This window comes from Variovorax sp. PBL-E5, assembly GCF_901827185.1.
Classification (GTDB): Bacteria; Pseudomonadota; Gammaproteobacteria; order Burkholderiales; family Burkholderiaceae_C; genus Variovorax.
Genome location: NZ_LR594672.1, coordinates 487,013 through 510,460, shown reverse-complemented (window position 1 = coordinate 510,460; position 23,448 = coordinate 487,013). Strand labels below are relative to the sequence as shown.

Sequence of the window (23,448 nt, the reverse complement as noted above, 5' to 3'; positions counted from 1 at the left end):
CGGGCGTGGCCTCCCTGCTCAACCTGCTGGTGGACAGGCTGGACGCTTCGCAGGTACGGGGCAGTGCTCGCACGGCCTCACTTGCGCTCAGCGAGCGCACCTGGCCTGCGCTTTACGGCGCCGGACGGGAGTCGGACAAGGAAGAGCTCTGGGCCCACCTCTGCGACATGGCGCGCTGGGGATGGGTCGCTGTCAAACCTGAGGCCGCGCTGCGTTCTCGCTCGGGCTATGCGATGGCGCCCCGGCTGACGGTACAGGCGGAAGCTGACGTGCGACGTGCAGTCAGCCGGCTAGAGCGGCCCCGCTCCAGCCTGGAGCGCTGGCGTGCAGCGGTCAACGAGCACCTCATCGGGACACCCGAGCAAAAAGCCGCGGTGGCCGACTTCTGCATCGATATCCCGAATCGCGACATGGCAGAGGTAGTGAAGCGCCTCAACGCCCTGCCCAACCTGGTGCCAGAGTCCGTACTCCTTCGAGAGGCCTCGAGCCGGCTGTTCTGGGGCATGTCCAAGGTGCTGGACAAGCGGCAAGCGCTGGTTTGTGCGGTCCTCGGCGTCCAGGAATGCCCCTTCCCCGAATCGCCTGTGCAGCTTCAGGTGTTCCTGCCGCCAAGTCCGCCCAGCGGGGTGCTGTTCATCGAGAACGCAATGACGTTCGAGCAGGCTGTCGGCGCGCCCACGGCAATGCTTGAGGGACTCATCCTGGCATTCGCCTCAGGCTTCCGGGGCAGCGCACAGCGCTTGAGGACCGCCGCGGGCAGCTCCCTCTACTACTCGGCCAAAGGTGACGCATCCGCCGAGGGCCGTGCGCGGTTCGAGGGTTGGCTGTACCAGACGGCGGGTTCGACCTTGAGATTGCCAAGCTACTTCTGGGGCGACCTGGATTTTGCGGGGATGCGGATTCTTGCAGCTCTTCGTGCCTCCTTTCCAGAGACTGAGGCGTGGCGGCCAGGCTACCTGCAAATGCTTCAGGCGCTGAAGTCAGGGGGCGGCCACGCCCCGGAGGCTGCCGACAAGCAGGGCCAGCGTGAGCTGCAGCGAACCGGTTGCCTGTTCGCAGACGCCGAACTCATCCCCGCCATGTCCCGCACGGGCCAGTTCGTCGACCAGGAAGCTTTCCGGCCGTAGGGAGTGCCTCCGTGCCCAGACTGGGCACGGTCATGCCCAAATTGGGCAGGCCGTAGCCGACATGCGGTACCCCTGCGCCCAGCCTAGCGAGCTTTCAACAGCTCGGCAATTTCCTAGGCAATTCGGCCTCGGCACATCGCAATCTGGCCGGTTGGTAGGAAAAGTGGCGCGCGCCGTGAGCGTTTAAGCCGCCTTCCTACACGGCTTCGCACGGAGCTTAGGTTGCGGCGGGTGCTCTTTCCCAGGGCGGCCATTGCCACCCGTGGGCTTCGAGCAGTCCAAGAGCGTTCGCGCGCTCGCGTACCCGGTACACGGTCCGGGCGAGAAAGAACGGAGGCGAACGCCTCGAACGATGTCTTCGATAGGGACATGCCGCATCGTACGTAAGCGGCCATCGTCCACCTGTCCGTGCTCCCTGCCCATGCGTTTCGAGCGCTCCAAGTCCCTCTGCGTTGCAGCCGCGGCGCTGCCCTTCCTTAAAGACCTCGATGCCCTGTACCCGGGTTCGAGCGGTGGTACGCCGGTAAGGTCGTGCCCGGCCTGGCCGCCGGCAGTGACATCCTCCTGCTCGCAAAGGAAGCGGACCACGTCGTCGGCGTGGCATTGGGAAAGCGTGGCGAGGAGGAGACCAAGCTTCGGTGTGTTCGGGTGCTGCCCGCCTACCACCAGTCTGGGGTTGGTATCAGGCTCATCGACCGAATGCTTCACGAGCTCGAATGTGAAAGGCCGCATTGCACTGTGGCGGAAGAAATGCTGCACATCTATAGCCGCGCATTCGTGAACCGCTACGGCTTCGCCCTCAGCGCCGTCGAAAATGGCCGCTATCGACCTGGCCGGCTCGAGTACGCCTTTAACTAAGCGGTTTGCTCTGGCGCCGCACCGGGCCCACTGAGCGCTACGCTGGACCTGGCTACACGGAGCAGGACCACTGGGCACTGCCCTCAGGGAAAAACATGACGAAACTACTTTTGAATGGGGCCTCCGCATGAGCGCCAAGCCATTCCATCGCTACGACGGACACGACCTGCCAGGCGTCGACCCCGCACGGAAGATGCCGCGGGCGACCATCAACGCATCCACGTCACCGCGCTCCATCGGCGAGCTCGTGGGCCGACTAGAACTGTTCACTTCAAAGGAGGCTGAGCAACGCCAGCTGTACCCCTGGGCCAGCCGGTTCGTGCTTGGCTACCCTCTGCCCGACTGGCAAAGGGCTCTCGTCTGGAGCGGGGAGCAGAAGGCCAGGTTCATCACCTCGCTGTGGCTGGACATCGACGTTGGCACCTACCTGGTCAACGACATGGCCGACTATATCGAGGAACCCGGGAAGCCTTTGTTTGCCAGGAAGTTCACGGATGTCCTGCTGGACGGCCAGCAACGCCTGTCGGCTCTGGAGGACTACCTGCTGAACAAGCTGGCGGTCCCTGACGTCAACGGCCAGCCCTGCCGGTGGGAGGAGCTGGGCAAGGTCGAGCGCCGGCTTTTCTGCAACAAGACCTTTGGCTGCTCCTTCGTGCGTTCATGGGATGAAGCAACGCTGCGCCAAATCTACGACCTGCGCTCGTTCGGTGGAACGCCGCACCTCGAGAGCGAGCGTGCCTCGGCTTCGCCTGAACACGAGGTCTGAAAACACCTTCTTCGACGCCGGGCCTTGTGCTCGGCGTTTCTCTTGGCTCAGCACCTGCAAGGAGAAGCGCCCTGGTCATGAGACCAGGGCGCCTGCAATCAGGAGAGGAGGCTTTGCACCTCTGCGACATAGCCAGGCACCGCCTCGATGAGATGGAAGTGCTCTGGGTGCATCATTGGGTAAAGGCTGTGGGTCGCAACGATGACCTGCAGCCGCGACATGTCGGCATCTGCTATTTGCCGCCAAAGCAGCGCTTCCGCCTTCGCGTCGAGCGACTGCTCCGGTTCGTCCATCAGGACGACGGGCACCGCGCCGGCGGCGACGTTGCCGTATCGCTTCTTGAGCACCTCGGCTCTGAGCGTGCAGTCGGACGCGTCGCGGAGTCGGTCTACAGCGAGGGGCTGCGTGCCGCCATGCCAGTTCACGTACTGGTAGCTCAGGGTTGGTTTGTCTCCGGAGAGCAGTGCCTTGAGCTTTTCCAGCAACGCTTGGCTTCGCTGCCCGGACGATTTGTCCTTGATGAGCGTGCCGTAGGCTCGAGCTTCGTCGAAGTACCCGCACATCATTGATGCGGCGATGCTGTTGTCGTGGCCCGGGATGTGGCCTGGCTGGTAGTACAGCGCTGGCGCTCCGTCGGTTGCGACCTCGAGCCCGTTCAGGTAACGGAAGTCTCTCGACCACCGGTAGCCTGCCTGGTGCCAGTAGTCGTCCGAGTCGAGGCCCCTGGTGTAGTTGTCGTCGAAAGCGCTCTCACCTGTTTGGTACGAGAGCGTCTGGAGCGCCAGAGTCTTGAGCAGCGCGGACTTTCCGGCGCCGTTCGGACCAACGATGACATTAGGCCGTTTGGTCGAAAACGTGATTCCCTTGGGATGCTCCTGCATGAGGAGCGAAGTCTCAAAGTACGGGACAGCGGTGAAGCCGCTGGCTGTGAGTTGGGTTATCAAGAGAGTATTCCTTTTCCGAAGCGATGGGTGTCCTGCCTCGGTATAGGGACGTTCCGGCGGCGGAAAACGGGGGTCCGCGCTTCAGTCGCGCACCCGCTCTAGGATTTCCAACGCGTCCACCAGCATCAAGGCCTTGCGCAGAAGGTCCTCGAGCGACTTCGCAACGAATACGTTCGGCTTGCTGACCCTGTCCAGGTGCGCACGAGCAAGTATTCGCGCCCTGCGCGAAGCTTCGGCCTGGGCCGGGATGCCTGCCACAGCTCCTCGCTGACGTCCTCCGCGATATACAGAAGTACGAAGTGCTGCGCGCTGGTCGCGCGCACCGCGTGAAGTGGAAAACCAGTTTCTGCCAGGGAGCCGAACCCAAACGTCTCCTCGGTCACCGCGAACACCACCAACTGGTCGTTCGCAAGGTGCAATGCTTCCAAGGGCGCGAGCTCGGGCGTCCAGCTCTCCACTTGCGGGTCGAAATAGGTGACTCCTCGAGCCTCGAGCGCAGTGCGGAAGGCCCGCCTCCAACTGCTGGGGCCGCACGTGCCGAAGAGGCCGAAATTGGCCGGCGTCAAGCCGGTGTGGGCAGGGGTATCGCAGGAGCTCATGCCTAGGATAGGCACGTCGTTGCTTGCAACGCAGAGGGCTCCTGGCTGGGCTTCGGTTTTCGGGCTGACGGCTATACGGTGCACCTTGACCCAAAACTCCCTGCCCGGCCGTTCGCGCCTCAGCCCCCCGCGCCCTCGTAGCTCGGCGCCGCATTTGCGCCCGCGAACCCCTCAAATGGATGCCGTGGCAAGAGCTATCCACGGGTGCACTGCGTTCTCCTTCGAGGGGGCCTGCCGGGCTGTGAGTCAGGCGAGCAACTTGCGATTGCAGGAGCATGCGGTGCCCGGGGAGACCCTCCTCCGCACCCACGAGCCTTGATGGGATGACAAAGACCGTCAGCAACGCTGGCGGCCTGGTGAATTACGCGCTGAAGATGCCTGGATGAGGTCCGGCTGCCCAACCTGTCCAACCACCGCTGCACGTTCATGACGTGCACCCTCGCCCATGCCTTTCAGCTCGCTGCAAGAATAGTCGCCAGCTATCCCTTAGCGGCCTCGAGCTTTGAAGGCGCTCTTGGGCGGCTGTTTCCTGGACACGAGGACGTCGTAGCCGGCACGGCCCAGTACCCTCACCAAGAACTCGAAGCCCTGCTCGGAGCCCAGCCACTGGATGGCCGTCGCCGCCGCCGAGGCCTGCTCCTGGGTGTGGTTCGGGACTAGGGTCTGCATGAGAGGGGGCAGCCCGAGCCGGTCCTGGTTCGCGGCCTCCCATTCCTGGGCAAGCGCCGCCTCGCGCTGGCGGTCACGGTACTCGAGGTCGCTCTTCGTCCGGTTGAATGCGTAGCCGCGGTGCACGATGCCGGCCGGCAGGGGCGTGTACTGGTCTTTATCGTCGTCGTCGCTCTTTGCCACCAGGCGCGGAGTGTGATTCAGGGCGAGTGCGAGCAGAACGAAGGTGCTCAGGCTGGTGTCGGCGTCCTCCGCCTCAGTTCGTTGGATGGTCATGCGGCTCACGCCGGCGCGACTGGCCAGTTCGGCCTGGGTGAGGCCCATGGCGGTACGTGCATTAGCCAGCTGTGACAGGAGCGTGTTCTTGACGAGCGGCGCCACGTGGGTCAGGTCTTCCTTCGTTGCCATCAGAGAGCCTCCATCGGCAAAGTCTCTTCCTCGACGACCATGGTGTGCGATTGCAACGTGACCTTAGCGAGCCGTGCCGTTCCTCCATGCATCCGGGCGGCTTCCGCGAAGCAGCAAACCAAAAACGCCTTCACGGCAGCGGCCGTGGGAGTTTCGAAACAGTTTTCCGAATGAAGTGAAACGACCCACGCGAGCTTTCCCTCAAGCTCCTCAGCGCCCTCAGCGGCGCACAGGTCGTACGCGGGAACCTCGTACTGGATGCCGCCGTCGTTGACGGCCTGGATGGCAACCGGCAGCTTGCCGATTCCAGTCTCGACGGTCTTGTAGGCCGTACCGAAGATGGTACTGCCTCCCTCGCTGTCCTCTGACGCGGGCAACTCGTTCAGAACAAACCAGAAGTTGAGGAATTGCTGCTGCAGGTATTTGGTGGCCATGTGTTATCCGTTATAAGCGTGCAGTCTCATGCTACACCGATGTAGCCAGGTAGGTCAAGGGATACGGTTGTGTGCAGTGGCCTAAAGCGCATCGCGGTTGCTACACCGTGAAGGCCAACTACTACCAAGGATATGAACATGAGTGAAGCTGCTCTCCTCGAACGACCCACTGCAGACAAGACCTACAGCAAGGACGACATCATCCCTTCGTCCGCCTGGGGCAAAGACCACTGGTCCACCCTCTCCTACGTGGAAGCAGTTGCGACGGACTGTGCCGGCTTTCAGGTTGGCGCGGACGCGCGCATGCGCAGCACGCGGCGCAACCTCCGGGTGATGCAGAGCGAATGCCCCCGGCCGAAGCGTGCTGGCGCTCGCTCCTGGCCGCACGCAGTCGATTCCCACCACGGAACGCGCCTTCGCGACGGCTCTGAAGTCGACGGCCACGACGACTGGGCCTGCCTGCAGGACCTGGCGGCCGAAGGCCTGTTCACGAGCAACGAGCAGGACATCGAGCCTGGAGAGGTGCTGCACCTGTCCAAGAAAGGCAAGGCATGGGCTTCTGCCCTGCGCTCGCACAAGCAGGCGGGCGGCGCCTTTTCGACGTTCACTGCCGACGGGCTCCCCCAGATGGAGCTGGAGGGCAAGGCACCACCGAAAGAGGTTTTTGTGTGGATGAACAAGCGCATCGACGTTAGCGCCATCCTTGCGGACATTGCCAGCAAGAAGCTACGCCCGAAGGAAGTGACCATGGATGCGGAGTTCGTGGCGACCTACGCCCGAACTTTCCTGGGCATCGACAAGGCCAAACGCGATGTCGACCAGATTGGTTCGCTCTTCATCGCGGTGAGCTCGAAACACGCGCTTGAGTTGCCACAAGAGGTGCTGGACCAACCGGCAATCCTCATCTATGTCGGCAAAGGAAAAGGCGTTCTCAAGACCGAAGGTGACACGGCCGACTACCTGCTGTGTGACGGCAACCACCGTTACATCCGCGCCTACATGGATGACCTCGGCGACCGAAAGGCCTACGTCCTGAGCCCGGCTCAGTCGCGGGCTTACCGGAAATAAGCCCTCACGAGCGCACGCTCGCTGCTTCTAGCACCCTGCTTTGCCGGGGTGCTTTTCTTTGGCTCCCGTGCTCGAGCCCGGAGCGGTGCCGGAGAAACGAAAACCCCCGCTCTAGGCGGGGGTGAATGACGCACTGGCTCTTGTCTATTGGGATGCGGCAGCGGCCCTGCGCTTGGCCTTGGCTGCGGTGATGGCGGCCTGCGCAGCTTCGCGGTCGCCTTTTAGCGCCTTGATGACCTCGGCTTCCGGGATGTGCTTGAAGCGCGACAGCCATTCCGACGCCGGACGAACCCAGGTGTCGGGCTCGAAAGGCCAGACGTGGCGGTAGACCACGACGTTGCTTGCATCCTCGGTGTGCTTGCCGAAGCACGTGAGAGCGTAGATGCCGCCATCGGTATGGCGAAAGTAGGTGGGAACGGCTGTAAGCACGTAGGGGCTCCATGCAGATATCGAATGTGCCATATAGCGACCAGGTCGGCGGCCGCCCCGCGCCCCGCGGCGCCATCCGAAGCGCGGCTTAGCCCGGTCGGCATACAAAACACGGGGCTACATGTGTCACGTGGCCCAGCACCGTTGAGCTGGCAGGCACCTGGCGTTCAGGGCAGAAGCCACGACTTTGCCGACCCAGAGAACCATATGCTCAAACGACTCCCCCAGGCCCTGGCCACCGCCGCCAGCCTGTTGATGGCCACCCACAGCGCAGCCGCCGGCGGTGTCATGCCGATGAGGGACCTGACCGTTCTCGGCAGCGCCGCCTTCCCTGGCTCAATGCTCCCGCCCGGCGCGCGACCGGCGCAGCCCCAAACGTCCAATCCCTCCCCCGCTCCCGGCAGCCCGACGGAAGCTGCCCCTGCGCCAGACGCAGCGGGTCCTTGGAGCGACACCCCGACGCTGACCGTGGCGCGTGCCCTACAAGCCGAGCTTCATCGAACGGATTCGCTGGTCGCGACGTTCCAGAACACGACCGGGAAGACGCTACAGCTGAATTACCTGCCGGTCGGCGTGCTTGCCTATCCCTTCTCGTCACAGGTCGAGTCCGGGTGTCCCGCTGTCGGCGGGACGCTCGCCGTCGGCGCCACCTGCAAGCTGCTCCTCCAGTTCGCGCCCGGAGCCGGTGCGGCAGGGACCTACCAGGACGCAGAAAGCTTCTTCTTTCAATGGCAGTTCGAGGCCTGCGCGGCTGGAGCTTGCGGTGACCCCGCTGCAGCAGGCCACAAGACGTTGGCGATGCTGACCGGGCAGGTGACTGCGCCGGCGCGCCCGGTCATGTTGGCTTTCGACCAAGGTGGCGCCCTGGGTTACTTGCCCGCAGGAACCGTTCTAACGAGGAAGGTGAAGCTCCACAACAGCGGTACGAACAACTACCAGGTCTACAGCGTTGGCTTCTTCCAGGACGGCTCACAGGGGCAAATCAAAAACCTCAGCTCGACCTGCCAAATCGGCGTTGCCGGTGGCCAAACCTGCGAACTGTCCTTCACCGTGGAGGTGAGCCAGTGGCAGCCGGCTGGAACCTACCGCTCGACGCTACGTGTTGGCGGCGCCGACCCGGCTGCAAACAACTACAGCCTCAACGCGGACATCGAGGTGAGTTTCACCAAGTAGTGATGCGCGGAAGGAACGAAAATCGCCTGGGGATGGCGACGGCCCCTGCTGACCTCGACCCTCTGAAGGAGCTCGCGCGCCTATGTCGAACCGCGGCTGTTCGCGAGACGCTCGAGCGACTTGGCAACCTGCTGTGCCACAGCCTTGATGCCGCGGGCGTGCGCTGGCAGGCGCTCGAGACGGGCCATACCGTAGCTCAGCGTGCCGACGGCTGTGACGCCTGCTGCTCCATTGCCCTCCTCGGCAAGAAGCCCGTGTACAACAGGGCCGCTCCCCTTCCCGCCCCGGAGTTTCGCCTTGACCTGAGGTTTCGGACACAACTCGCCTCAGACTGGGAGGTGACTGCCTGCCTAGCTGACAGGTCTGGCGCTTTCCCTCAGCCACCAGCTCGATTTTGGTCCCGCGAGGTGCTGCTCGGCGACCTTTGGCACCTGAACACCGACCTTGACGTCCTCGAACTGGACGGCCTTTTCGACGACTGGGAGCAAAGCTGCCTGCTCGAAGTTGCCGACTTCGTCGGCCATTCGTTCTAAACCCTGCGTCACCCGGCGTTTGCTAGACGAAGGACAAAACCACCTAGGACATCATGAAATACGCCCTCCCCTTCGACATCGAAATCGAAACTACCCTCGACGGCGCCGGCCGCATCGTGCGCTCCGGCCTCAGCAAGGAGCTTGTTGGCAACCACGGCGCAATGCCTGTGGAAGCGTGGGTGAAGCTCTCCACCCTGGAGCAACACAAGGTGTTGAGCCAGGGCGCGAAGCACCCCTTCGCCGCGCATGCTGAAGACCGGGTGGCCAGTGGCATCGTCGCCGGCATGGAGGCCCTCCTCCTGGCGCTGGCCTGTGAAGGCATCAACCTCAACTCCGTCTCGGCCGCCAAGGCCCTCGTGACCGCTGTCGAGGCCGCGGCCAAACAGCAGGCCGACTGAGCTCCCCTCATTCCCTTCGAAGCCCGCTCACCGCGGGCTTCCTTATGGGCGCTTGCGCAGTGGCGCGCCCGACTCTCTAGATGACCCGAGGCCTGCTCGCTATACGGCCTAGGACAACTCACAAGGAACCAATTTTGGAAACACTAGCCCTCCTGCTGGTCGTGCCGCTCCTCTGGCCCTTCATCGCGAAGGCAATTTGGAAGCATGAGCTGACCGTGCGGGAAATTGCCATCAATCTGGCCGTCGGCGCCGCCATCGTCATCCTCGGATGGGCCGGCGGACGCTATGCCCAGACGCACGATGTCGAGTTGCTCAACGGTGAAGTGCTCCGCAAGGAGTCCCATCGTGTCTCCTGCGAGCACAGTTACGAGTGCAACTGCACGTCCTCAACCAGCACCGATTCCCAGGGCCGGACCACCACAACGAAGAGCTGCTCCACTTGCTACGAGCACACTCATGACGTCGACCACACGCTGTACACCAACGTGGGGGACATCGACATCGACCGCGTTGACCGTCAAGGGCTCACAGTCCCTCCGCGCTTCACCAAGGCCGCCGTTGGGGACCCGGTGGCGAAAAGCCACAACTTCGTGAACTACGTGAAGGCTGCGCCCGAGTCGCTGTTCAACACGCTCGCCGAGAAGGCCGCGTACGCGAAATTCGACGGCCACCTGCCTCCCTATCCGGACGAAATCCATGACTACCACTACGCGAATCGTGTTCTGGTCGTCGGCGCAAAGGTGCCGGACGCAGCCGAATGGAATGCAAAGCTCGCAGGCGCCTTGAAGAAGCTCGGCCCGGCCAAGCACGCGAACGCCGTCCTGGTGTTCACCGCCGACACGGACCCGAACTACGCGCAGGCCCTGCACCAGAAATGGCTGGGCGGAAAGAAGAACGACATTATTGTGGTCATCGGCGCGCCCAGCTACCCTGAGGTCGAATGGGCCCGCGTCGTGACCTGGTCCGACAGCCAGCTCTTCAAAGTGCAGCTCCAGGATGCCATCCAGGACCTGAAGACCGTGACGCCCGATTCCGTCATCGCCTTGCTCACAGAGCAAACGATGAAGGGCTTCGAGCGCAAGAAAATGTCCGACTTCGAGTACCTGAAATGGGAAATCGCCCCGCCTACGTGGCTGCTTGCCCTGCTGTTCGTGCTCTCGCTGGTCGCCAGCGTCGTCACGTCAATCAAGCTTGCTAACAACTCCGAATCGTCGGGCGGCTACATGCCGCGCCGGTTCGCACGAAACGCTAAAAGCCGGCGCTAAACGCCCCTGCCTCCCAGTTCATCAATCACCAAGGAAATCACCCCATGAAGAAAAATCAACACGGCTCGGCCGCTGTCGGCATCCTCATCGCAATCGTCGCCCTGTTCGTGCTGATTGGCGCGGTCTTCGGTGTCAGCTACATCTCGGCCTACAACGCCGGCAACACCATGGAGCAAGGCATCAAGGCCACGCACCAGAACAACCAAAACATCCTGGCGACGTACTCGCAGAAGGTCCTGGAGGCCGCACAGGTCACAGACATGATGCGCGACGACCTGGTGCGGGTGACGAAGGCAGCCATCGAGGGCCGCTATGGCGCTGATGGCTCCAAGGCGGTGTTCCAGGCAATAACCGAAACCAACCCGCAAGTGTCGGAAAAGCTCTACCTGAAGCTTCAGCAAATTGTAGAGTCCGGTCGCGACGAATTCAAGGTCAACCAGACTACGCTCATCGACAAGAAGCGCGTTTACCAGCAGGAGCTCGGCTCCTTTTGGCGCGGTATGTGGATGCGCATTGCCGGCTACCCGAAAATCAACCTCGACGACTACAAGGTTGTCATCACCGAAGGTGTCGAAGCAACCTTCAAGAGCGGCAAGGAATCGGCACCGATTCGACTGCGCGCTTCCCAGCAATAAGCCTCTGGCTTGATTTCGAGCGGACCCTCTCTGGGTCCGCTTTTCTTTGCTCCTCGGACTGAGGCAGTCCACCGCCAAGAAAAGGCGCCCCGACGGCGCTGTGGCGGTCGGGGCGGAATGGTTTGTTTAGGCTAAGGTGGCCGTTAGAGGTCCTCGGTATGCTCCGCTTTGAGGCGCCGTTCTGTGAGGTCGAACCAGCCCTCCAGGCGCTGAAAGATTTCAGCTTGGGAGAACATGTCGCGGCTTTCACCAATGAGCTGCAACAGCTGAGCCTCTTTGCCGCTGTACGCGACCCAGTCGGGCATATGCCGGCAGAGGTGAGCGCAGTAAGCTGCATGGGCCTCGAAGTTGAGCTTCATGCCGAAGGCGTCGGCTAGGCGCGCTTGGATGCCATAGGTGCGGCACTCGCGCTCCGTAGCCTGGCCGGTGACAGGGTGTTCGTACTCGCGTCCCGCAATTTCGATTTTGCCCAGGTTGAAGGTGAAGCCGCCCCAGGGGTTGCAGCGTTCATCGAACCTGTCCGGGCCGAACTCGACTGCGTGGGCCAGGTCGTGGCAAATCGCTCCGAATTCTGACGAGTAGGCGTAGCGCCCACCAAACACGTATTCCTTGTAGCCCTCTTGTTCTAGGTCGAAGTGAAACCCTGGGTGCCGCATCAGCGGAATGCGCGCGAGGCGCTCGTCAAATACGCGACGCAGCCGCGGGATGCGCGATTGGGGGATGGTCTTCATCCCCAGTCCAAAAATGTCTGCCATGTCGTGTGCTCAAGTGGTCCTAACGACGTCTAGCGACGAGGGCAATGCCCGCGAGCGCCCCCTACCTGCCGCGCGCCTCCTCTTCCTCCATGCAGGTCTCGCACCAGCCCGTGGGGTCGCCAAGATGTGCCTTGGCCAGGGCGAGTGTCGGATGGTTGACGACGTGGCCATGTGCTTCGCAAATCGTTGCCCAGGGACCTCCGCTTTCATCCAGGTCGGCCTGGGCGGCGGAGTACAGACCCACAAGGTGTCCGGTTTTTCGGCTTTCGCGCTGCAAGACGCACCCCGCAAGGTCTGCGAACTCGTATTTCTTGACCGCTCCAGTCATCCCCCGCTCCTTTCGCCAAATCAGCTAAAACTAAAACGCATCGGCGCACTTTTGAGATGCTAAAATGTATCATACGACAATGCGCTTTAGGCGGCGGCTTCGTGCTTCGAGTCCGGCGCCGCGATAAGCGCAGTCCATATACAAAGCTTCCGCTGAGAAGCGTGTTGGCCTCAAACTATGAACACCCTCGAAATCCATTGCGAACTCGGCGAGCTGAGCCGCCCCTTCGTCTGCGAGCCGGTCCAACCCAACCAGCTGGTGCACCTCACGCTCATCGTCGACGGCAAGCCCTTCGCCTCCACGAAGGATGAGACCACCGACGGTCCCCGCCTTGACGGAAACATCCTACTGGCAGGTCGACTGCGCGGGGCGCAACTCTTCCTCCTGAACTGTGAGTGCGGTGTGCCTGAGTGCGCCGGCGTCTTCGAGCCGGTTCATGTCCGTAGAAGGACGGGCGCGGTCTCCTGGACGTTCTCGCAGGCTTACTTCGACTACCTGCGCAGCAGGGGCTTCGTCGAGGGGGAGCCGCGGGAAGTGTCGTTCGAGTTCGACCGCGCCGCCTACGAGAGCCTTCTAGAGTCAGCTGAGGATTTCGCGGTAGCCGCTGAAGGGGGCGGCAAGGTCGCTCTCCTCGGCGAGAGCGAGCGCCCTGTTGCCAAGTCCATCCTCCTCCAACTCGCGGCGGAGCGCCAGCTGATGGCAGCTCGGCTTGCCAGCCGGTGGTTCGTGTCCTCGGCGGCCGGCCGGCAGGGCTACGAGGTCATCCGTCCCCGCTCGGTTGCGGGGCGGACGCCCGATTTCAAGGGTGCATTGCCCGAGCGGCCCAGTGTCGACCGGGGCATCCGCATAGGGGTGGGCTCGCCGGAGCATCACCTTGTCTACCAATATCAGTTCGACGACCGGTCTGGAGCCGGGCATTGGGCCTACTCGTACACGCAGGTCGACGGCACCTTGTGCGACTTTCCGCCACCGTGGGAGGCGTGAGCCATGGCCAACGTCGCGGCCCACTGCCGCCCGGGCCACCACGCTCATGCGGGCCATACGCCGGTCTGTGCCTGGCCCGCAGATTGCTACGTCCAATGGGGGACAAAGGGACTGGTCTTGCGCCGAGACGGCGGCGAGCCATACATCACAGCCTACTTCGAAGCGTTCCCCGAGACGTTCATCCGAGGAGAAGGCTCCAACGTAGAGGACGCGGAGCGAAACGCATTTGCCAAGTTCGAGCGCTATCAAGCTTGTCCGGGCCACGAGTTCGAGCGCCGGGGGTACACGAACGGTGCAGGGTTCTGCAAGCACTGCGGGATGTTCAAGGGCAAGGCGTTCCTTCCGGCGACCTCGTGCACCGTATGCTCAACGCCAACTGATTACAGCTACGGCGTCGATGCCAACAAGGTTTCCCATTGGTACTGCGAAGACCATGAGCAGCTGCGGCCGCGGGACACGCAACCGAGCTTCGTCGACCGCCTACGTGCCTCCAACGAGGACTAGGCCCCGGGCCAGCCCGCCTTCAAACTTCGATTTCCGAGTCATAGCCCCCAGGAGCACCATGCGCCCAATTGTCCTGCCAGTCATCCACTTTGCTGAAAAGGCCCGTGCCTTCCACAACGCCGCGGTTGCCTTTGACGCCGGGTGCGACGGGGTGTGGCTCATCTCGATGGACGGGCGAGATTCGTTGCTCGAGCCCGCTGCGCTTGAAATCAAGGCTGCCTGGCCGACCAAGCAGGTCGGCATCAATTATCTGACCCTGCCGGCCGTAGAGGCCATTAGGCGCAATGTCGCAGCCGGGCTGGACATGACCTAGGCTGACAATGCGCGCGTGAATACGACGGAGGACGACGCGCTGGGCCTTCCGATTGCCGCCGAGCTACGCAAGTATCCTGGGCACGCGTTTTTTGGAGGGGTGGCGTTCAAGTACCAGGCGGCGGAGCCCAACCCGGGCCTGGCTGCGCAGCGCGCGGTTGAGTTCGGCATGATTCCAACCACGAGCGGGGAGGCGACCGGCAAGGCGGCAGACGTCGAAAAGCTGAAGCTCATGCGCGCGGCGCTGGGTGAGGCCCCGCTCGCTATCGCCAGCGGAATCACCCCGGACAACGTCGACCTGTACGCCCCCTACCTCACGCACATCTTGGTGGCAACGGGGGTCTCGGCGAGCTTCCACGACTTCGATTACGAGTTGCTAGCTCTCCTCATGGGTCGGCTCGAAATGGGGCGTGCAGCATGAGCGCCGGCGCAAGGGCTGTCCGTGGCGGCCTCGAGAGAGTCTCGCTGACAGGCCCGGATGACAACACCTCCGTCGATGCGTTGGCCGAGCTCGGACGCCGCTACCCGTTTGTCGAATGGGCGCTACTTTACCTACCCGAGAAGGAGCGGCTGGCACGCAACCCGACGAGGGCTTGGCGAGAGCGCTTTTTCGATGCGGGGGCCGCCGGCGGTTCGGCCGTTCACCTGTGCGGGCTTCAGGCTTTTGCGGAGCTGAAGGCCGGCGCCCTGCCAACGGACATCCTGCAGGCTGGTCGGCTGCAATTGAACATCAATGCGCGCGGGGTGGTATTCAGCGTGAGCGAGACGCTCGACCTCTACCGGCGCGCGCTGGACCTCGGGCCTGACCTCATCCTCCAGCGCCATGGCGGCACTACCGCGGCAATCGAGCTATTCCTCGGTCACCTCGCCGGCGATGACCGGTCGCGCGTCCACGTGCTGCTCGACGAGTCAAAGGGCCGTGGCGTGAAGCCCGATGCCTGGACCATTCCGAAGGGGCTTGGGAGCGCGTTTCTCGGTTTCGCGGGGGGCATTTCGCCAGGCAACGTCGCGACCGTGGCGCGAGCAGTCGATGAACTGAGCGTAGCTTACTGGCTGGACATGGAGTCCGGTGTGCGCACGGAAAACGAGTTCGACATCAGTAAGGCGAAAGCCGTTCTCGAAACGGTCGCCGAGTTCGTGGCGAGCTAGCAGCTCAACCTGCTATTTCGCTGGCGCCAAGAGCTTCAACAGGAAAGCGGCGACCAGGAAGACAGCCCCGCCGCGCAAGCTCCAGCGGTCTACCCAGGACCATCGTGACAGTTCGGCTTCGAGTACAGCTATTACAACGGGCGCCATCGGGTCCTCGGGGCGTGACTTGGCCTTCGCGTCTGAGACAACCTTTCGAAGGTTGTCGACGAATCCATAGAGCCCGTCGTTGCGCCAAGCCGTCACCACGAGCAGGATGCCGCTGACGAGGCCGCACACGTCAGACCATGTTTCTAGGGACACGTGGCACGCTCAAAGAGATATCACCCGACGCGGCTCGCTGGTTTGGCCTTCCAGGTCTTCCAGGCCAAGGACCAATCGCTTTCCGGCTGCGTGTGCCAATCGGACGAGCGTCAGCAATGAAGGACCGCGCTCCATCTCTCCTGTCTCTAGGCGGCTGATTTCGGCCTGGCCAATCCCGCTGGCTGCCTCTAGCCCCTCCTGCGACAGCGCACCTTCCTTTCGCATCTCCCGGAGGAATGCCCCAATTTGCTTCAGCATTTCGTAGTTGTCGAACCCGAACCGGACTTCTGGGTCTTGAAGCAGGCTTGCTTCAAACTCCTCAGACTCGCGCGCTTGGGCAGCGGCATCGTTTACGTTCATTCGTCCCATGGTCTTCTCTCCTTCAGGTTGACCGCCCCCACGCGCGTGCACGCGCATCCGGCGCGGACTTTGGAAGACCGACTCGTGCGGTAGCCTGCCAGGCGTCGATGGCAAGAAGGGTCACTACGCCAGCCTCGACCTGATAGACGCACTCGACTCGGCCGAACAGGTTGTATGAATACTCCACCCCGTACAGCGTAGCGTAGCCCCCGGCACCGGAGGTCAGGTATTCGCTGGGGGCCAGGGGCTCGAGGCCGAGGTCCATGGCATGGTGGCGAGCAATCATCATCCCAGTACATTGTTTCACCGCCCGGCCGGGCGCCTTGAGGACGTCGAGCAACTCGAGCCGGGCGTCCGGGTGGTAGATGGGCAGCACGTTCAAATTATGGGCTTTTCCACATGGAATGCAAGTCTGCCCGCCAAAGCAATCCTGACCTGCTTTTTTGTGCCGGCTGCGCTCCTAGCCGCGCTCCCCCGGACGCCGGAGGGCTGCTGCTTCACAAGGCTCGGTTTCACGCCCCCGGACGAGCATCCCGACGAGTTGCGCTGGTCAGACCGGATTCGAACACCAAGGCGGAATCCATCTTCCAGTTCCTCGGGGAGCGCTACCCGAGCGATTTCACGCTCGAGACGGTCGAGCTGTATTAGCGGAAGCCTGCCCGGGCCAAAACGGCTCGGTCTTCCTCTACAGCCTTCGCTACCGCAGCGCAAACTGGCTCGTAGTGGCCCTGGAAGAACTCTTTGACCCGGGCGAAGCAGGACAGGGCGCGGTGAGCCGCCTTCTCGACATAGTGGCGGTCGAGCACCTCCCAGCTGGCAACCAACATGAATGCGCCGACCACGGCTTCGTTGTTCAGTTCGGCCAGGCGCTTCTCGGGCGTGCGCCCCGTCTTCCCCACCTTCAGGAAGTCCCGCTGAAGGGGATTCCCGACGACGTAGACGTGCCCTTGCGCCGCTTGGAGGTAGTCCCGCACCGCTTTCGTCGCGAAGTCGCGCCAGTCGTCCTCGAACGGGTGCGCGGTGAACGAGCGCATCACATCGCCCTTTCCCTGCCGTAGGGCCGAAAGAACGAGTTCTGCGGTACGGGGCGCGTCATTGGCGTCGAAGGCGCGCTCGAGGGCGGCGATTGAGACCAGGTGAGGAAGCTGAGGCATCGCCCGTGTAGGCGGTCCGTTTAGCCGCGGCGCCGCTCGGTCGCTACAGGTCTCAGGACCTATTCATCACACAAAGGAAAAGACATGGGATGCTGGAGCTACGCCATCATCGGCTCGGACGACGCGCTCGACTGGGAGTGCGACCTCTTGGAACTCGCCAAGATTGACCTGGAGAACGACGAAGCGAACACACCGCTCACGCGCGCCCGGCTCGAGGCAGCCATTCCGGAATTGTTCGCAAAGCTGGACGGTCGCCTCGGCGAGCGGGACGAAGAACGCGAGCGCTACAACCGCTCCATCGGCTACCAGGTCCTCGGCGTCTTGCTGATGGGCGCGGGTTGCACGCTGACGGAAGAGATGCGCGAAAAGCTTGTTGCCGGCAGTACCAACTGCGGCGAATACAAGATGGCGTCCTTGACGAAGGAAAAGGTCAGGGACCGCCTCGTGGAGGTCGGTTCGACGGAAGATGAAATCGTCAGCTGCCTGAGGGCCTACGACGGTGAACGCCTGCGCGGTCGCAAGGCCGCCATTGATGGCCTGGTCGCAAACCTTCGGGAATACGACATCGCCGGTGGCACTCAGCTGCACGTCGAGTCCCCCAGCCTCTTTGACAAGATGGCCGAGGTGCTCGGCGCATGAAAGTACAAGTTCTCGGTGACATTTCGCTCGTGTCGAGCGTCTATGTGGAACTGACGGCGCAGGGCTTCCTGCATCTGTTGGTCAACACGAAGGACCGGGGCGCCCCTTACCAGGTGTCGGGGGGCTGGTCGTTGTATGCGCAGATTGTGCAAGACGCGCAGATGCCCAAGCATCGGGTCGTCGCGATACACCCTCTCACGGACGACCGAGCCGAACTTGCCGCCATCCTGCGCGATGACGAGGGGGACTACCGGGTTGGCGCCGAAGTGGTGCTGATTGCGGAAGGTGAAGCCGAAGGTGAGCTCGTGCAAGGCGTCGCGTACGAGGCGCAGTGCAAGGACCAAGTCGAGGTTCTGTTCGTTCCCATTCAAGCCAACCTTGCCCCCAAGGAAGTCGCCGCCTGGAAGCCGCCAGGGGCATCAACCTGATTTCCAGCCGCTGACCCTGTGTCAGCGGCTTTATCTTTGGTGCATACCCCACTCCTGCTTGCTACACCAGCCAGGACAACCACCGAGATTCGCAATGACGACCGCTTCCCCCCAAACCCATACCGAGACCATCTACGTCGCACCAGGCCGAGCTCAATGCCGCGTCTATGCGATTCCCCACGGCATGCGGCCCAACCAGGCACCGCGCGACCTGGCTGCCCCGTACCAGGACCTCTGGCGCGAAATTGGCCTCCTGAACCCCAAGCTCGAGCTGGTTTGTATTGAGCCCGCATACGCGGACCTGTCGGACGACATCGCCGGCTTGATGGGCGGCACCTACTTCGAGACCACCCGTCCGGGAGAAGCTCCTGAGCTTCCCAAGGTAAACCTTTGCGCTGCATGAATTCCGAGGCCACCTAAAGGTGGCCTCTTCGCTTTCACAGCTAGACGCCGGCTAAACGCCGGACCTACACGTGCGCAGACCTACTGCTGCCACGTTGCCGTGAATTCTCTCCGACTACGCATGGGCCGGTGCGTTATCGCGCTGGCGCTGCTCTCCCCACTTGCTGCTCTCGCCGCCTGCCCCGAAGTTATCGGGACCTATGAGGTAACCTCCGCCCAGGTCGCGCCTGAGCTCAACAACACGGTCGCCCGCGACGAGCTGACCCGGGTGGCGCAGGCTCAGCGCCCTGGCCCGGCCGACGGCCTTACAGATGTCCAGTTCGGATTCCGCGTCAAGTTTGAGGCTGGCCCTAACCGCGACGGCTGCCCGACCACAAACATCAATGCCCGATTGGTGGCTGATACCGCGGTGGTCTACATCGCGCGCGAGCTGGACGTGAAGGGATGCCGATTCCGCGCGGTGTATGACCATGAACTGCTCCACGTGCAGATTGGCCAGCGCGCCCTTGACCAGGCGGCGTTGGCCCTGCGCGCGAGTCTCAAGCGAGCGCCTGCAGCTTTCGGGACGGAGTACATCGACGGGCTGCCCCCTGAAAGCCAACTTCGACCCTGGCTGCGTCGAGAGCTGGAGCGGGCACTGGAGGTTGCTCGAGCGCAGTACACCAGGCACAACGACGAGCTGGACGTGCCAGAGGAGGCCCACCGCCTGGCCAACATGTGCGACACGACCATCCGGTACCACCTCGGCAGTCAGGTGTACCAGCTAGACCAGTAGTGCACCAATGGCGCTCGGCGCAACGTCGGACGCGCTGCTGCCGGCCTGCAAGGGCCCGAGAATCGCAAGAAAACGACCCGCGCAGGAGAACCTGGCGGGTCGGTTGTGAATCAGTCGACCTGGGGCATCGCGTGGACAGCGCCACAGCGGGTGCAGCTCATTCGGTCAAAGAACTGGTCTCCTCGCTCCACGGTCTCGTAGCTCTCCAGCCCGAAGTCGTGGTCGCAAGCGGGGTCGCCTTCGACCCATGTCTCTACGTCAGCAGGGCGGACGTAGCTTGGAAGCAGCTTTTCGAACTCCCGTAGCTTTCGCCCGGGCTCACCCAAGGGACGAGGGGCAAACCACGCAGGCGCTTCCAAGCCTTCGAGCACAGCGTCGGGAATTTCTCCGTTCACGACCTCGAGAATGTAGTAGCCCTGCTTTTCCAGGCCCAGCCACTCGTCAAAGAAGACGGTAGGCACGAGGCCTTGGCCGGCGTTGTGGGTCAGGTAGCGGTAGAGCGCGCTTCCCAAGTCTTCCTTGTCGAAGCCGAAGTCGAAGGTTCGAGCCTTTGGGTGGCCCACCGGTCCGTAGCCTACGTAAAGGCGGGGAATTGCAATTTTCATGGATGTCCTTTTGAGGACGGCTCACGGCCGTCCGTAGGTCTGGATGGAACCGCAAGCCGTGCATTCGCGCATGCTGCAGGCGTTATCTTCATGGAGCAGCACGGTTTTGCTGCAGGGGCAGGCGACCCGTTGCCACCAGTTAGCAATGGCTTGCCTGAGACCCGCGAAGCGTTGTTCACTGGCTGTCGTTTAGTAATGGATGGCCGCGGGAATGCTGAATACGGAAGCCCATCAGCCGCGCAAACTCGGCAGGCTCGACGGAGAGCTTGAAAGGAACGCGGTCCACGACGCCGCGGCGGTAAATCGCCAGCGCTGTCTCCGCGTCTACAAACTGACCGTTCAGGCTGGAGATTGTGTCGGGCAGGTTCGGGCTATTGGGCGCGTACCAGCCGATTCGCAGCTCGTCGGCCGACGGTGTCGAGGTGTCGAAGCCGCCAACTTCAGTTGCGCCGCAGGCGTAGCAGTGGTACGGACCTGTCTGAACGTATCCCACCCCTACGTCTGTGAAATCAGCTTCGCAGTGAGGGTCGGCGCAGTAGGGGCAGGTTTCTTTGTCGAAAGGCACAGGTCGTCCTAGGTTGTTTCCTGTGACCTGTAGCGAACGACCAAAGGCGCTTGGTTACTTTGAAAACCATTGCTTGCCGCCCCGCGGAGGGAACAACGGGAAGACCAGATTCAGTGAGCCACCGGGGGCGTGCAATGCCGCTGGCGCCACCATTGCCTAGCATTGGGGTCGCTGCTAGCGTAGCGGCGTGCGTACTTCCCTTTGTCCACGATTTCGGCGTGCAAGAACTCGTTCGAAGTCGTTGTCATCGACCTCGTCGATGTCGTCATCATCATCGCCGTCGTCATCGTCGTCATCGTCGTCGTCATCCCCGCCGCCGCCGACCACCCCTCGAACCCGGAGTGGCGCAATTTTGTCGGCAGCCTGGAAGCGCCTTTCCAGTTCCATCAGCTCTCCTGCTGAAGCGCGGATTTTTGGACTTTGGGTCCCGCAGCGATAACTTCGACGCTGCGCCGGATGCTCTCTTAGCTGTCCGCGGCCAAGCGGTGCGCTTCAGCTGTCTTGCCGTAGTTCAGGAAGGAGCTCACGGCAGTGCACAAGGCTCCAAGGAGGCTGAGCCATCCTAGACCGAGCAAGACCATTGGGTCCTTCGAGACCTGAGCAACCAATGAGCTGCCAGCAATGGTGGCGGCAGCTACCGCGACGATGCCAAGCCACATATGTCGTCGCTGGAGTCTCGGCCAGAGACCGGTGCTCCACCTTTAGTGCCGAAGCGCGAGCTCCCCAATTGGAAAGGAGAGTTGACTGGAAACGGGTCGTCATGGCATCCGCGCCGCGCACCTTGGACGGGGCTGGGCAATGTGCAGCAATGGCGGCGGCAGGTGGCCGTTAGACTCGGAAGCCGTCGGGAAAATGGAGGTCATGGGCCACTCCTGCCCCTGGCTGAGGCGTACGGGCGATTATGTAGGACCCACCCGTTCAGGCCAATGGCGCAAGGCAGGGAAAGCGCGTGCGCCCTGCGCTTCGCCAGCGGCTCCCATTACTCGTTGGCTCACCGGCCTTGGCGAGTAGCTGGTCGTTGGGGCGGGCGTGGCACGGGTACGAACGTGCAGAGCTCCCGGACCTTTGGAAAGCAATTTGCCCGCCCGCGAACCCGCCCACTTGGGGCGGTCTTTCTCGCCTGGGGCATTTACAGGGCGGGACGCGGGCGGGAACCGCTCGGCACTCAAGTCACGGCACTGCGCACCAGGCGGCTCTCGTTTGGTGTTCTCCGCGGCGGCCGGCGGGCGGCCGCCCGGCAATGGAACTGCGCGCGTATGGACGTGCCCCTCTATATGCTAAGGGTTAACCCATCATTTTCCGGGGTGCCTATACGCAGTGCGACGGTTGCCTTAGGGCGGCCGTCTAGCTTACGACGATGACCCTTGCGCAAAACCGACGACCGCCTGTACCAGCGACGTGAGACCTTTTAAGGCTCACGATAGTCGGCGCAGCGCGGTCTCTTTTCCTTTCTGCCTCTACCGAAGCGTGTCTCTCAATACGTGGTTTCTTGGTTCCGGGCGGCGCTCTAGTTTTGCGCCCAATGCCGGGACGAGCAGATGTCGTTTTTTCGATTTTGACCCTCGTTCCTGTCAACCATGTACCCCTCTCTCGCTGCTTGGCCAAAGCTGGCCGACCCCGTCGCCCGATGCGATGCCTTTCAATACGGTGCGCCGAACGCTGGGCGGCGCTTCCTCGTCATCCCTGCCCGCATGCTTGCCGCTGCTGGCCTTTCAGGCCGCGCCGCTGTTTTCGTCTCCACCTTCGGGGACGGCGCCCTTGTGACCGCGAGCTCCCGCCACGGTGGCCAGCGCCGTGCGCTTGCCGGAAGCTCGGAGCGCGGCGCCGTGCTGCAGTTGACGATGTCGCGCCTGCCTTCCGTGCTTCACCGAGACTCCATCCTGCTAGCAGGCCCAGGCTTCGTTGCCGTCGTTTCTGGCTCGGAAGCCGCCCGCTACCAGCACCTGCCGGAGTTCGAGAAAAACGAGGGCTTGCTCAAAGAGGAGACCGTGGCCCACGTCGACGCGCCCCTGCCCGCGCGCAAGGGCCTGCTGTGGCGCGAGCTCACCACGGCGGCCTATGGTCGCGCACAGCGGTGCCTGGACGTCACCGGCAATGTGTGGAGCGTCGCAGGCTTCGAGCTTGACTCGCCGCTGCGGGTGACCCGCTACATGGACGGCGTCCTCATCGAGCAGGTCGCCGCAGAGGAAGCCAATAGCCAGCTGCGTTCGAAGATGGCTCGGGGCAAGCGTGCCTACGGCGGCAAACGCTTCGGCCGGGCGGTCTTGTCGACCATCGAAGGTGACACGGTACGGGTTGTCGCCATGGACGGCGCAATCGCATTGGTTGGCGTGGCCAGGTCGCTGCGCGACTTTGCCCTTATCGCCGACGACCGCCGCGACTATGACACTCCGGCGACCGCGGAAGAGGCGCTGCGGGTTTCGCCCGCGAACACAACGGTGGTGCCCCTTGACCGGGAGATGCCCAACCTCATCGTCACGGGTGCGTGGCTGACCAACTACGGCTTCCACCCGGGCCAGCGCTACTCGCTCGAGCAGGACCCGGTTGTCCGCTCTCGAGTCCTCGCCGTCCTGGATAAGGAGGGCGCGTTTCTTGTCGGGGAGACTCCTCTCAACGCCTCGCACGCGGCGCTCGATTTGCCACTGGAGACGGTCTCGCACTTCCGAAGCCCTGCCGTCAAGGTCATTGGTACCCGTGACGGACTGCATATCCAGCAGCACTTCGCGAGTTAGTACCGCGACGTGACGGTCAGCAAGGCGGTGCTATAAGGCGCCGCTTTCGTTTTAGGCAACAGTGGCGGTATTGCTAATGCATCTAAAAGACCCTACAATCCTGCTTTCCAACGGTCAATCCAGAAAGCAAGCCTGTGCGCGCTGTCCCCT

At 62.7% G+C, this 23,448-nt stretch carries 31 protein-coding genes; 20 read left to right on the top strand and 11 right to left on the bottom strand.

The window, feature by feature from the left end; all coding sequences use genetic code 11:
• The first annotated feature begins 5 nt into the window (after window positions 1–5).
• From WDLP6_RS30255 to WDLP6_RS30245, 3 genes are all read left to right on the top strand, one after another.
• Window positions 6–1,127 carry a Wadjet anti-phage system protein JetD domain-containing protein gene (locus WDLP6_RS30255; protein WP_232077600.1) on the top strand — a complete coding sequence of 374 codons (1,122 nt, stop codon included), beginning with the start codon at window positions 6–8 and terminating at the stop codon, window positions 1,125–1,127.
• Between the two features lie 531 nt (window positions 1,128–1,658).
• Window positions 1,659–1,985, top strand: a complete 327-nt coding sequence (locus WDLP6_RS30250; protein WP_068673969.1) for a GNAT family N-acetyltransferase — start codon at window positions 1,659–1,661, stop codon at window positions 1,983–1,985.
• A gap of 127 nt (window positions 1,986–2,112) precedes the next feature.
• Window positions 2,113–2,751 carry a DUF262 domain-containing protein gene (locus tag WDLP6_RS30245; protein ID WP_083944139.1) on the top strand — a complete coding sequence of 213 codons (639 nt, stop codon included), beginning with the start codon at window positions 2,113–2,115 and terminating at the stop codon, window positions 2,749–2,751.
• A 98-nt stretch (window positions 2,752–2,849) separates the two neighbouring features.
• Here the strand turns inward: WDLP6_RS30245 and WDLP6_RS30240 are convergent, their stop codons facing one another.
• The 3 genes from WDLP6_RS30240 to WDLP6_RS30225 all read right to left on the bottom strand — a co-directional run bounded on the left by WDLP6_RS30240 (window position 2,850) and on the right by WDLP6_RS30225 (window position 5,805).
• Window positions 2,850–3,695: an AAA family ATPase gene (locus WDLP6_RS30240; RefSeq protein ID WP_068673971.1), complete on the bottom strand. Its 846-nt coding sequence runs from the start codon at window positions 3,693–3,695 to the stop codon at window positions 2,850–2,852.
• A gap of 1,085 nt (window positions 3,696–4,780) precedes the next feature.
• The gene (locus WDLP6_RS30230; RefSeq protein WP_102905960.1) at window positions 4,781–5,371 is read right to left on the bottom strand and encodes a helix-turn-helix domain-containing protein; all 591 of its coding nucleotides are present in this window, start codon (window positions 5,369–5,371) and stop codon (window positions 4,781–4,783) included.
• Entirely contained in the window at window positions 5,371–5,805 is a 435-nt protein-coding gene (locus tag WDLP6_RS30225) for a hypothetical protein (protein WP_162570935.1), read from the bottom strand. The genes WDLP6_RS30230 and WDLP6_RS30225 overlap by 1 nt, the downstream gene beginning before the upstream one ends.
• Window positions 5,806–5,943: 138 nt before the next feature.
• Between WDLP6_RS30225 and WDLP6_RS30220 the strand changes: the two genes are divergently transcribed.
• Window positions 5,944–6,873 carry a hypothetical protein gene (locus tag WDLP6_RS30220; protein WP_162570934.1) on the top strand — a complete coding sequence of 310 codons (930 nt, stop codon included), beginning with the start codon at window positions 5,944–5,946 and terminating at the stop codon, window positions 6,871–6,873.
• Window positions 6,874–7,017: 144 nt separating this feature from the next.
• Here the strand turns inward: WDLP6_RS30220 and WDLP6_RS30215 are convergent, their stop codons facing one another.
• Complete coding sequence (locus WDLP6_RS30215; RefSeq protein WP_068673977.1) at window positions 7,018–7,302, bottom strand: DUF1653 domain-containing protein; 285 nt, start codon at window positions 7,300–7,302, stop codon at window positions 7,018–7,020.
• 207 nt (window positions 7,303–7,509) lie between these two features.
• Here WDLP6_RS30215 and WDLP6_RS30210 point away from each other — a divergent pair, with 207 nt between their 5' ends.
• From WDLP6_RS30210 to WDLP6_RS30190, 5 genes are all read left to right on the top strand, one after another.
• Entirely contained in the window at window positions 7,510–8,475 is a 966-nt protein-coding gene (locus tag WDLP6_RS30210; protein WP_162570933.1) for a hypothetical protein, read from the top strand.
• Window positions 8,476–8,507: 32 nt separating this feature from the next.
• Window positions 8,508–9,008, top strand: a complete 501-nt coding sequence (locus WDLP6_RS30205) for a hypothetical protein (protein ID WP_068673981.1) — start codon at window positions 8,508–8,510, stop codon at window positions 9,006–9,008.
• Between the two features lie 53 nt (window positions 9,009–9,061).
• A complete protein-coding gene (locus WDLP6_RS30200; protein ID WP_068673983.1) occupies window positions 9,062–9,406 on the top strand; it encodes a hypothetical protein in 345 nt (114 codons plus the stop codon).
• A 134-nt stretch (window positions 9,407–9,540) separates the two neighbouring features.
• Complete coding sequence (locus tag WDLP6_RS30195) at window positions 9,541–10,671, top strand: hypothetical protein (RefSeq protein ID WP_162570932.1); 1,131 nt, start codon at window positions 9,541–9,543, stop codon at window positions 10,669–10,671.
• Window positions 10,672–10,715: 44 nt separating this feature from the next.
• On the top strand, window positions 10,716–11,306 hold the full coding sequence (locus WDLP6_RS30190; RefSeq protein WP_162570931.1) for a hypothetical protein: 591 nt from the start codon (window positions 10,716–10,718) through the stop codon (window positions 11,304–11,306).
• A gap of 143 nt (window positions 11,307–11,449) precedes the next feature.
• Here WDLP6_RS30190 and WDLP6_RS30185 read toward each other — a convergent pair whose 3' ends face one another.
• Both WDLP6_RS30185 and WDLP6_RS30180 read right to left on the bottom strand, forming a co-directional pair.
• Window positions 11,450–12,037, bottom strand: a complete 588-nt coding sequence (locus WDLP6_RS30185; protein ID WP_162570930.1) for a hypothetical protein — start codon at window positions 12,035–12,037, stop codon at window positions 11,450–11,452.
• A gap of 85 nt (window positions 12,038–12,122) precedes the next feature.
• A complete protein-coding gene (locus tag WDLP6_RS30180; RefSeq protein ID WP_068673992.1) occupies window positions 12,123–12,389 on the bottom strand; it encodes a hypothetical protein in 267 nt (88 codons plus the stop codon).
• 177 nt (window positions 12,390–12,566) lie between these two features.
• Between WDLP6_RS30180 and WDLP6_RS30175 the strand changes: the two genes are divergently transcribed.
• The 5 genes from WDLP6_RS30175 to WDLP6_RS30155 are packed head-to-tail and all read left to right on the top strand — an operon-like array spanning window position 12,567 to window position 15,338.
• The gene (locus tag WDLP6_RS30175) at window positions 12,567–13,373 is read left to right on the top strand and encodes a hypothetical protein (protein ID WP_162570929.1); all 807 of its coding nucleotides are present in this window, start codon (window positions 12,567–12,569) and stop codon (window positions 13,371–13,373) included.
• Window positions 13,374–13,376: 3 nt separating this feature from the next.
• Window positions 13,377–13,877: a hypothetical protein gene (locus WDLP6_RS30170; RefSeq protein ID WP_068673996.1), complete on the top strand. Its 501-nt coding sequence runs from the start codon at window positions 13,377–13,379 to the stop codon at window positions 13,875–13,877.
• A 58-nt stretch (window positions 13,878–13,935) separates the two neighbouring features.
• Window positions 13,936–14,190 (top strand): hypothetical protein, encoded by a 255-nt coding sequence (locus WDLP6_RS30165; protein WP_162570928.1) that lies wholly within the window; start codon window positions 13,936–13,938, stop codon window positions 14,188–14,190.
• Between the two features lie 15 nt (window positions 14,191–14,205).
• A complete protein-coding gene (locus WDLP6_RS30160; protein ID WP_162570927.1) occupies window positions 14,206–14,610 on the top strand; it encodes a hypothetical protein in 405 nt (134 codons plus the stop codon).
• Complete coding sequence (locus WDLP6_RS30155; protein ID WP_162570926.1) at window positions 14,607–15,338, top strand: hypothetical protein; 732 nt, start codon at window positions 14,607–14,609, stop codon at window positions 15,336–15,338. The genes WDLP6_RS30160 and WDLP6_RS30155 overlap by 4 nt, the downstream gene beginning before the upstream one ends.
• 309 nt (window positions 15,339–15,647) lie before the next feature.
• Here the strand turns inward: WDLP6_RS30155 and WDLP6_RS30150 are convergent, their stop codons facing one another.
• The 3 genes from WDLP6_RS30150 to WDLP6_RS30140 all read right to left on the bottom strand — a co-directional run bounded on the left by WDLP6_RS30150 (window position 15,648) and on the right by WDLP6_RS30140 (window position 17,152).
• Window positions 15,648–16,007, bottom strand: coding sequence for a helix-turn-helix domain-containing protein (locus WDLP6_RS30150; RefSeq protein WP_162487218.1), 360 nt, complete (start codon window positions 16,005–16,007; stop codon window positions 15,648–15,650).
• A 13-nt stretch (window positions 16,008–16,020) separates the two neighbouring features.
• Window positions 16,021–16,374 (bottom strand): hypothetical protein, encoded by a 354-nt coding sequence (locus WDLP6_RS30145; RefSeq protein WP_162570925.1) that lies wholly within the window; start codon window positions 16,372–16,374, stop codon window positions 16,021–16,023.
• A gap of 268 nt (window positions 16,375–16,642) precedes the next feature.
• Window positions 16,643–17,152: a GIY-YIG nuclease family protein gene (locus WDLP6_RS30140; protein WP_068674008.1), complete on the bottom strand. Its 510-nt coding sequence runs from the start codon at window positions 17,150–17,152 to the stop codon at window positions 16,643–16,645.
• A gap of 84 nt (window positions 17,153–17,236) precedes the next feature.
• On the opposite strand from WDLP6_RS30140, the gene WDLP6_RS30135 reads away from it, so the two are divergent.
• From WDLP6_RS30135 to WDLP6_RS30120, 4 genes are all read left to right on the top strand, one after another.
• A complete protein-coding gene (locus tag WDLP6_RS30135) occupies window positions 17,237–17,791 on the top strand; it encodes a hypothetical protein (RefSeq protein ID WP_068674010.1) in 555 nt (184 codons plus the stop codon).
• Window positions 17,788–18,219 carry a hypothetical protein gene (locus tag WDLP6_RS30130; protein ID WP_068674012.1) on the top strand — a complete coding sequence of 144 codons (432 nt, stop codon included), beginning with the start codon at window positions 17,788–17,790 and terminating at the stop codon, window positions 18,217–18,219. Before WDLP6_RS30135 ends, WDLP6_RS30130 begins: the two co-directional genes overlap by 4 nt.
• Before the next feature lie 94 nt (window positions 18,220–18,313).
• Window positions 18,314–18,622: a hypothetical protein gene (locus tag WDLP6_RS30125; RefSeq protein WP_068674014.1), complete on the top strand. Its 309-nt coding sequence runs from the start codon at window positions 18,314–18,316 to the stop codon at window positions 18,620–18,622.
• 99 nt (window positions 18,623–18,721) lie between these two features.
• Window positions 18,722–19,396 carry a hypothetical protein gene (locus WDLP6_RS30120; RefSeq protein WP_162570924.1) on the top strand — a complete coding sequence of 225 codons (675 nt, stop codon included), beginning with the start codon at window positions 18,722–18,724 and terminating at the stop codon, window positions 19,394–19,396.
• Window positions 19,397–19,506: 110 nt separating this feature from the next.
• Here WDLP6_RS30120 and WDLP6_RS30115 read toward each other — a convergent pair whose 3' ends face one another.
• On the bottom strand, window positions 19,507–20,001 hold the full coding sequence (locus WDLP6_RS30115) for a hypothetical protein (protein WP_162570923.1): 495 nt from the start codon (window positions 19,999–20,001) through the stop codon (window positions 19,507–19,509).
• A gap of 175 nt (window positions 20,002–20,176) precedes the next feature.
• Window positions 20,177–20,566 carry a hypothetical protein gene (locus tag WDLP6_RS30110; RefSeq protein WP_197893622.1) on the bottom strand — a complete coding sequence of 130 codons (390 nt, stop codon included), beginning with the start codon at window positions 20,564–20,566 and terminating at the stop codon, window positions 20,177–20,179.
• Window positions 20,567–20,767: 201 nt separating this feature from the next.
• Between WDLP6_RS30110 and WDLP6_RS30105 the strand changes: the two genes are divergently transcribed.
• Window positions 20,768–20,968: a hypothetical protein gene (locus tag WDLP6_RS30105; protein WP_162570922.1), complete on the top strand. Its 201-nt coding sequence runs from the start codon at window positions 20,768–20,770 to the stop codon at window positions 20,966–20,968.
• 1,175 nt (window positions 20,969–22,143) lie between these two features.
• The gene (locus WDLP6_RS30100) at window positions 22,144–23,298 is read left to right on the top strand and encodes a hypothetical protein (protein ID WP_068674024.1); all 1,155 of its coding nucleotides are present in this window, start codon (window positions 22,144–22,146) and stop codon (window positions 23,296–23,298) included.
• Window positions 23,299–23,448: the final 150 nt, after the last annotated feature.

Coding starts and splice junctions, on each gene's coding strand:
- WDLP6_RS30245 (WP_083944139.1), top strand. CDS start 2,113: ATGAGCGCCAAGCCATTCCATCGCTACGACGGACACGACCTGCCAGGC.
- WDLP6_RS30230 (WP_102905960.1), bottom strand. CDS start 5,371: ATGGCAACGAAGGAAGACCTGACCCACGTGGCGCCGCTCGTCAAGAAC.
- WDLP6_RS30225 (WP_162570935.1), bottom strand. CDS start 5,805: ATGGCCACCAAATACCTGCAGCAGCAATTCCTCAACTTCTGGTTTGTT.
- WDLP6_RS30220 (WP_162570934.1), top strand. CDS start 5,944: ATGAGTGAAGCTGCTCTCCTCGAACGACCCACTGCAGACAAGACCTAC.
- WDLP6_RS30210 (WP_162570933.1), top strand. CDS start 7,510: ATGCTCAAACGACTCCCCCAGGCCCTGGCCACCGCCGCCAGCCTGTTG.
- WDLP6_RS30205 (WP_068673981.1), top strand. CDS start 8,508: ATGGCGACGGCCCCTGCTGACCTCGACCCTCTGAAGGAGCTCGCGCGC.
- WDLP6_RS30200 (WP_068673983.1), top strand. CDS start 9,062: ATGAAATACGCCCTCCCCTTCGACATCGAAATCGAAACTACCCTCGAC.
- WDLP6_RS30190 (WP_162570931.1), top strand. CDS start 10,716: ATGAAGAAAAATCAACACGGCTCGGCCGCTGTCGGCATCCTCATCGCA.
- WDLP6_RS30185 (WP_162570930.1), bottom strand. CDS start 12,037: ATGAAGACCATCCCCCAATCGCGCATCCCGCGGCTGCGTCGCGTATTT.
- WDLP6_RS30180 (WP_068673992.1), bottom strand. CDS start 12,389: ATGACTGGAGCGGTCAAGAAATACGAGTTCGCAGACCTTGCGGGGTGC.
- WDLP6_RS30175 (WP_162570929.1), top strand. CDS start 12,567: ATGAACACCCTCGAAATCCATTGCGAACTCGGCGAGCTGAGCCGCCCC.
- WDLP6_RS30170 (WP_068673996.1), top strand. CDS start 13,377: ATGGCCAACGTCGCGGCCCACTGCCGCCCGGGCCACCACGCTCATGCG.
- WDLP6_RS30165 (WP_162570928.1), top strand. CDS start 13,936: ATGCGCCCAATTGTCCTGCCAGTCATCCACTTTGCTGAAAAGGCCCGT.
- WDLP6_RS30155 (WP_162570926.1), top strand. CDS start 14,607: ATGAGCGCCGGCGCAAGGGCTGTCCGTGGCGGCCTCGAGAGAGTCTCG.
- WDLP6_RS30150 (WP_162487218.1), bottom strand. CDS start 16,007: ATGGGACGAATGAACGTAAACGATGCCGCTGCCCAAGCGCGCGAGTCT.
- WDLP6_RS30140 (WP_068674008.1), bottom strand. CDS start 17,152: ATGCCTCAGCTTCCTCACCTGGTCTCAATCGCCGCCCTCGAGCGCGCC.
- WDLP6_RS30135 (WP_068674010.1), top strand. CDS start 17,237: ATGGGATGCTGGAGCTACGCCATCATCGGCTCGGACGACGCGCTCGAC.
- WDLP6_RS30130 (WP_068674012.1), top strand. CDS start 17,788: ATGAAAGTACAAGTTCTCGGTGACATTTCGCTCGTGTCGAGCGTCTAT.
- WDLP6_RS30125 (WP_068674014.1), top strand. CDS start 18,314: ATGACGACCGCTTCCCCCCAAACCCATACCGAGACCATCTACGTCGCA.
- WDLP6_RS30115 (WP_162570923.1), bottom strand. CDS start 20,001: ATGAAAATTGCAATTCCCCGCCTTTACGTAGGCTACGGACCGGTGGGC.
- WDLP6_RS30100 (WP_068674024.1), top strand. CDS start 22,144: ATGTACCCCTCTCTCGCTGCTTGGCCAAAGCTGGCCGACCCCGTCGCC.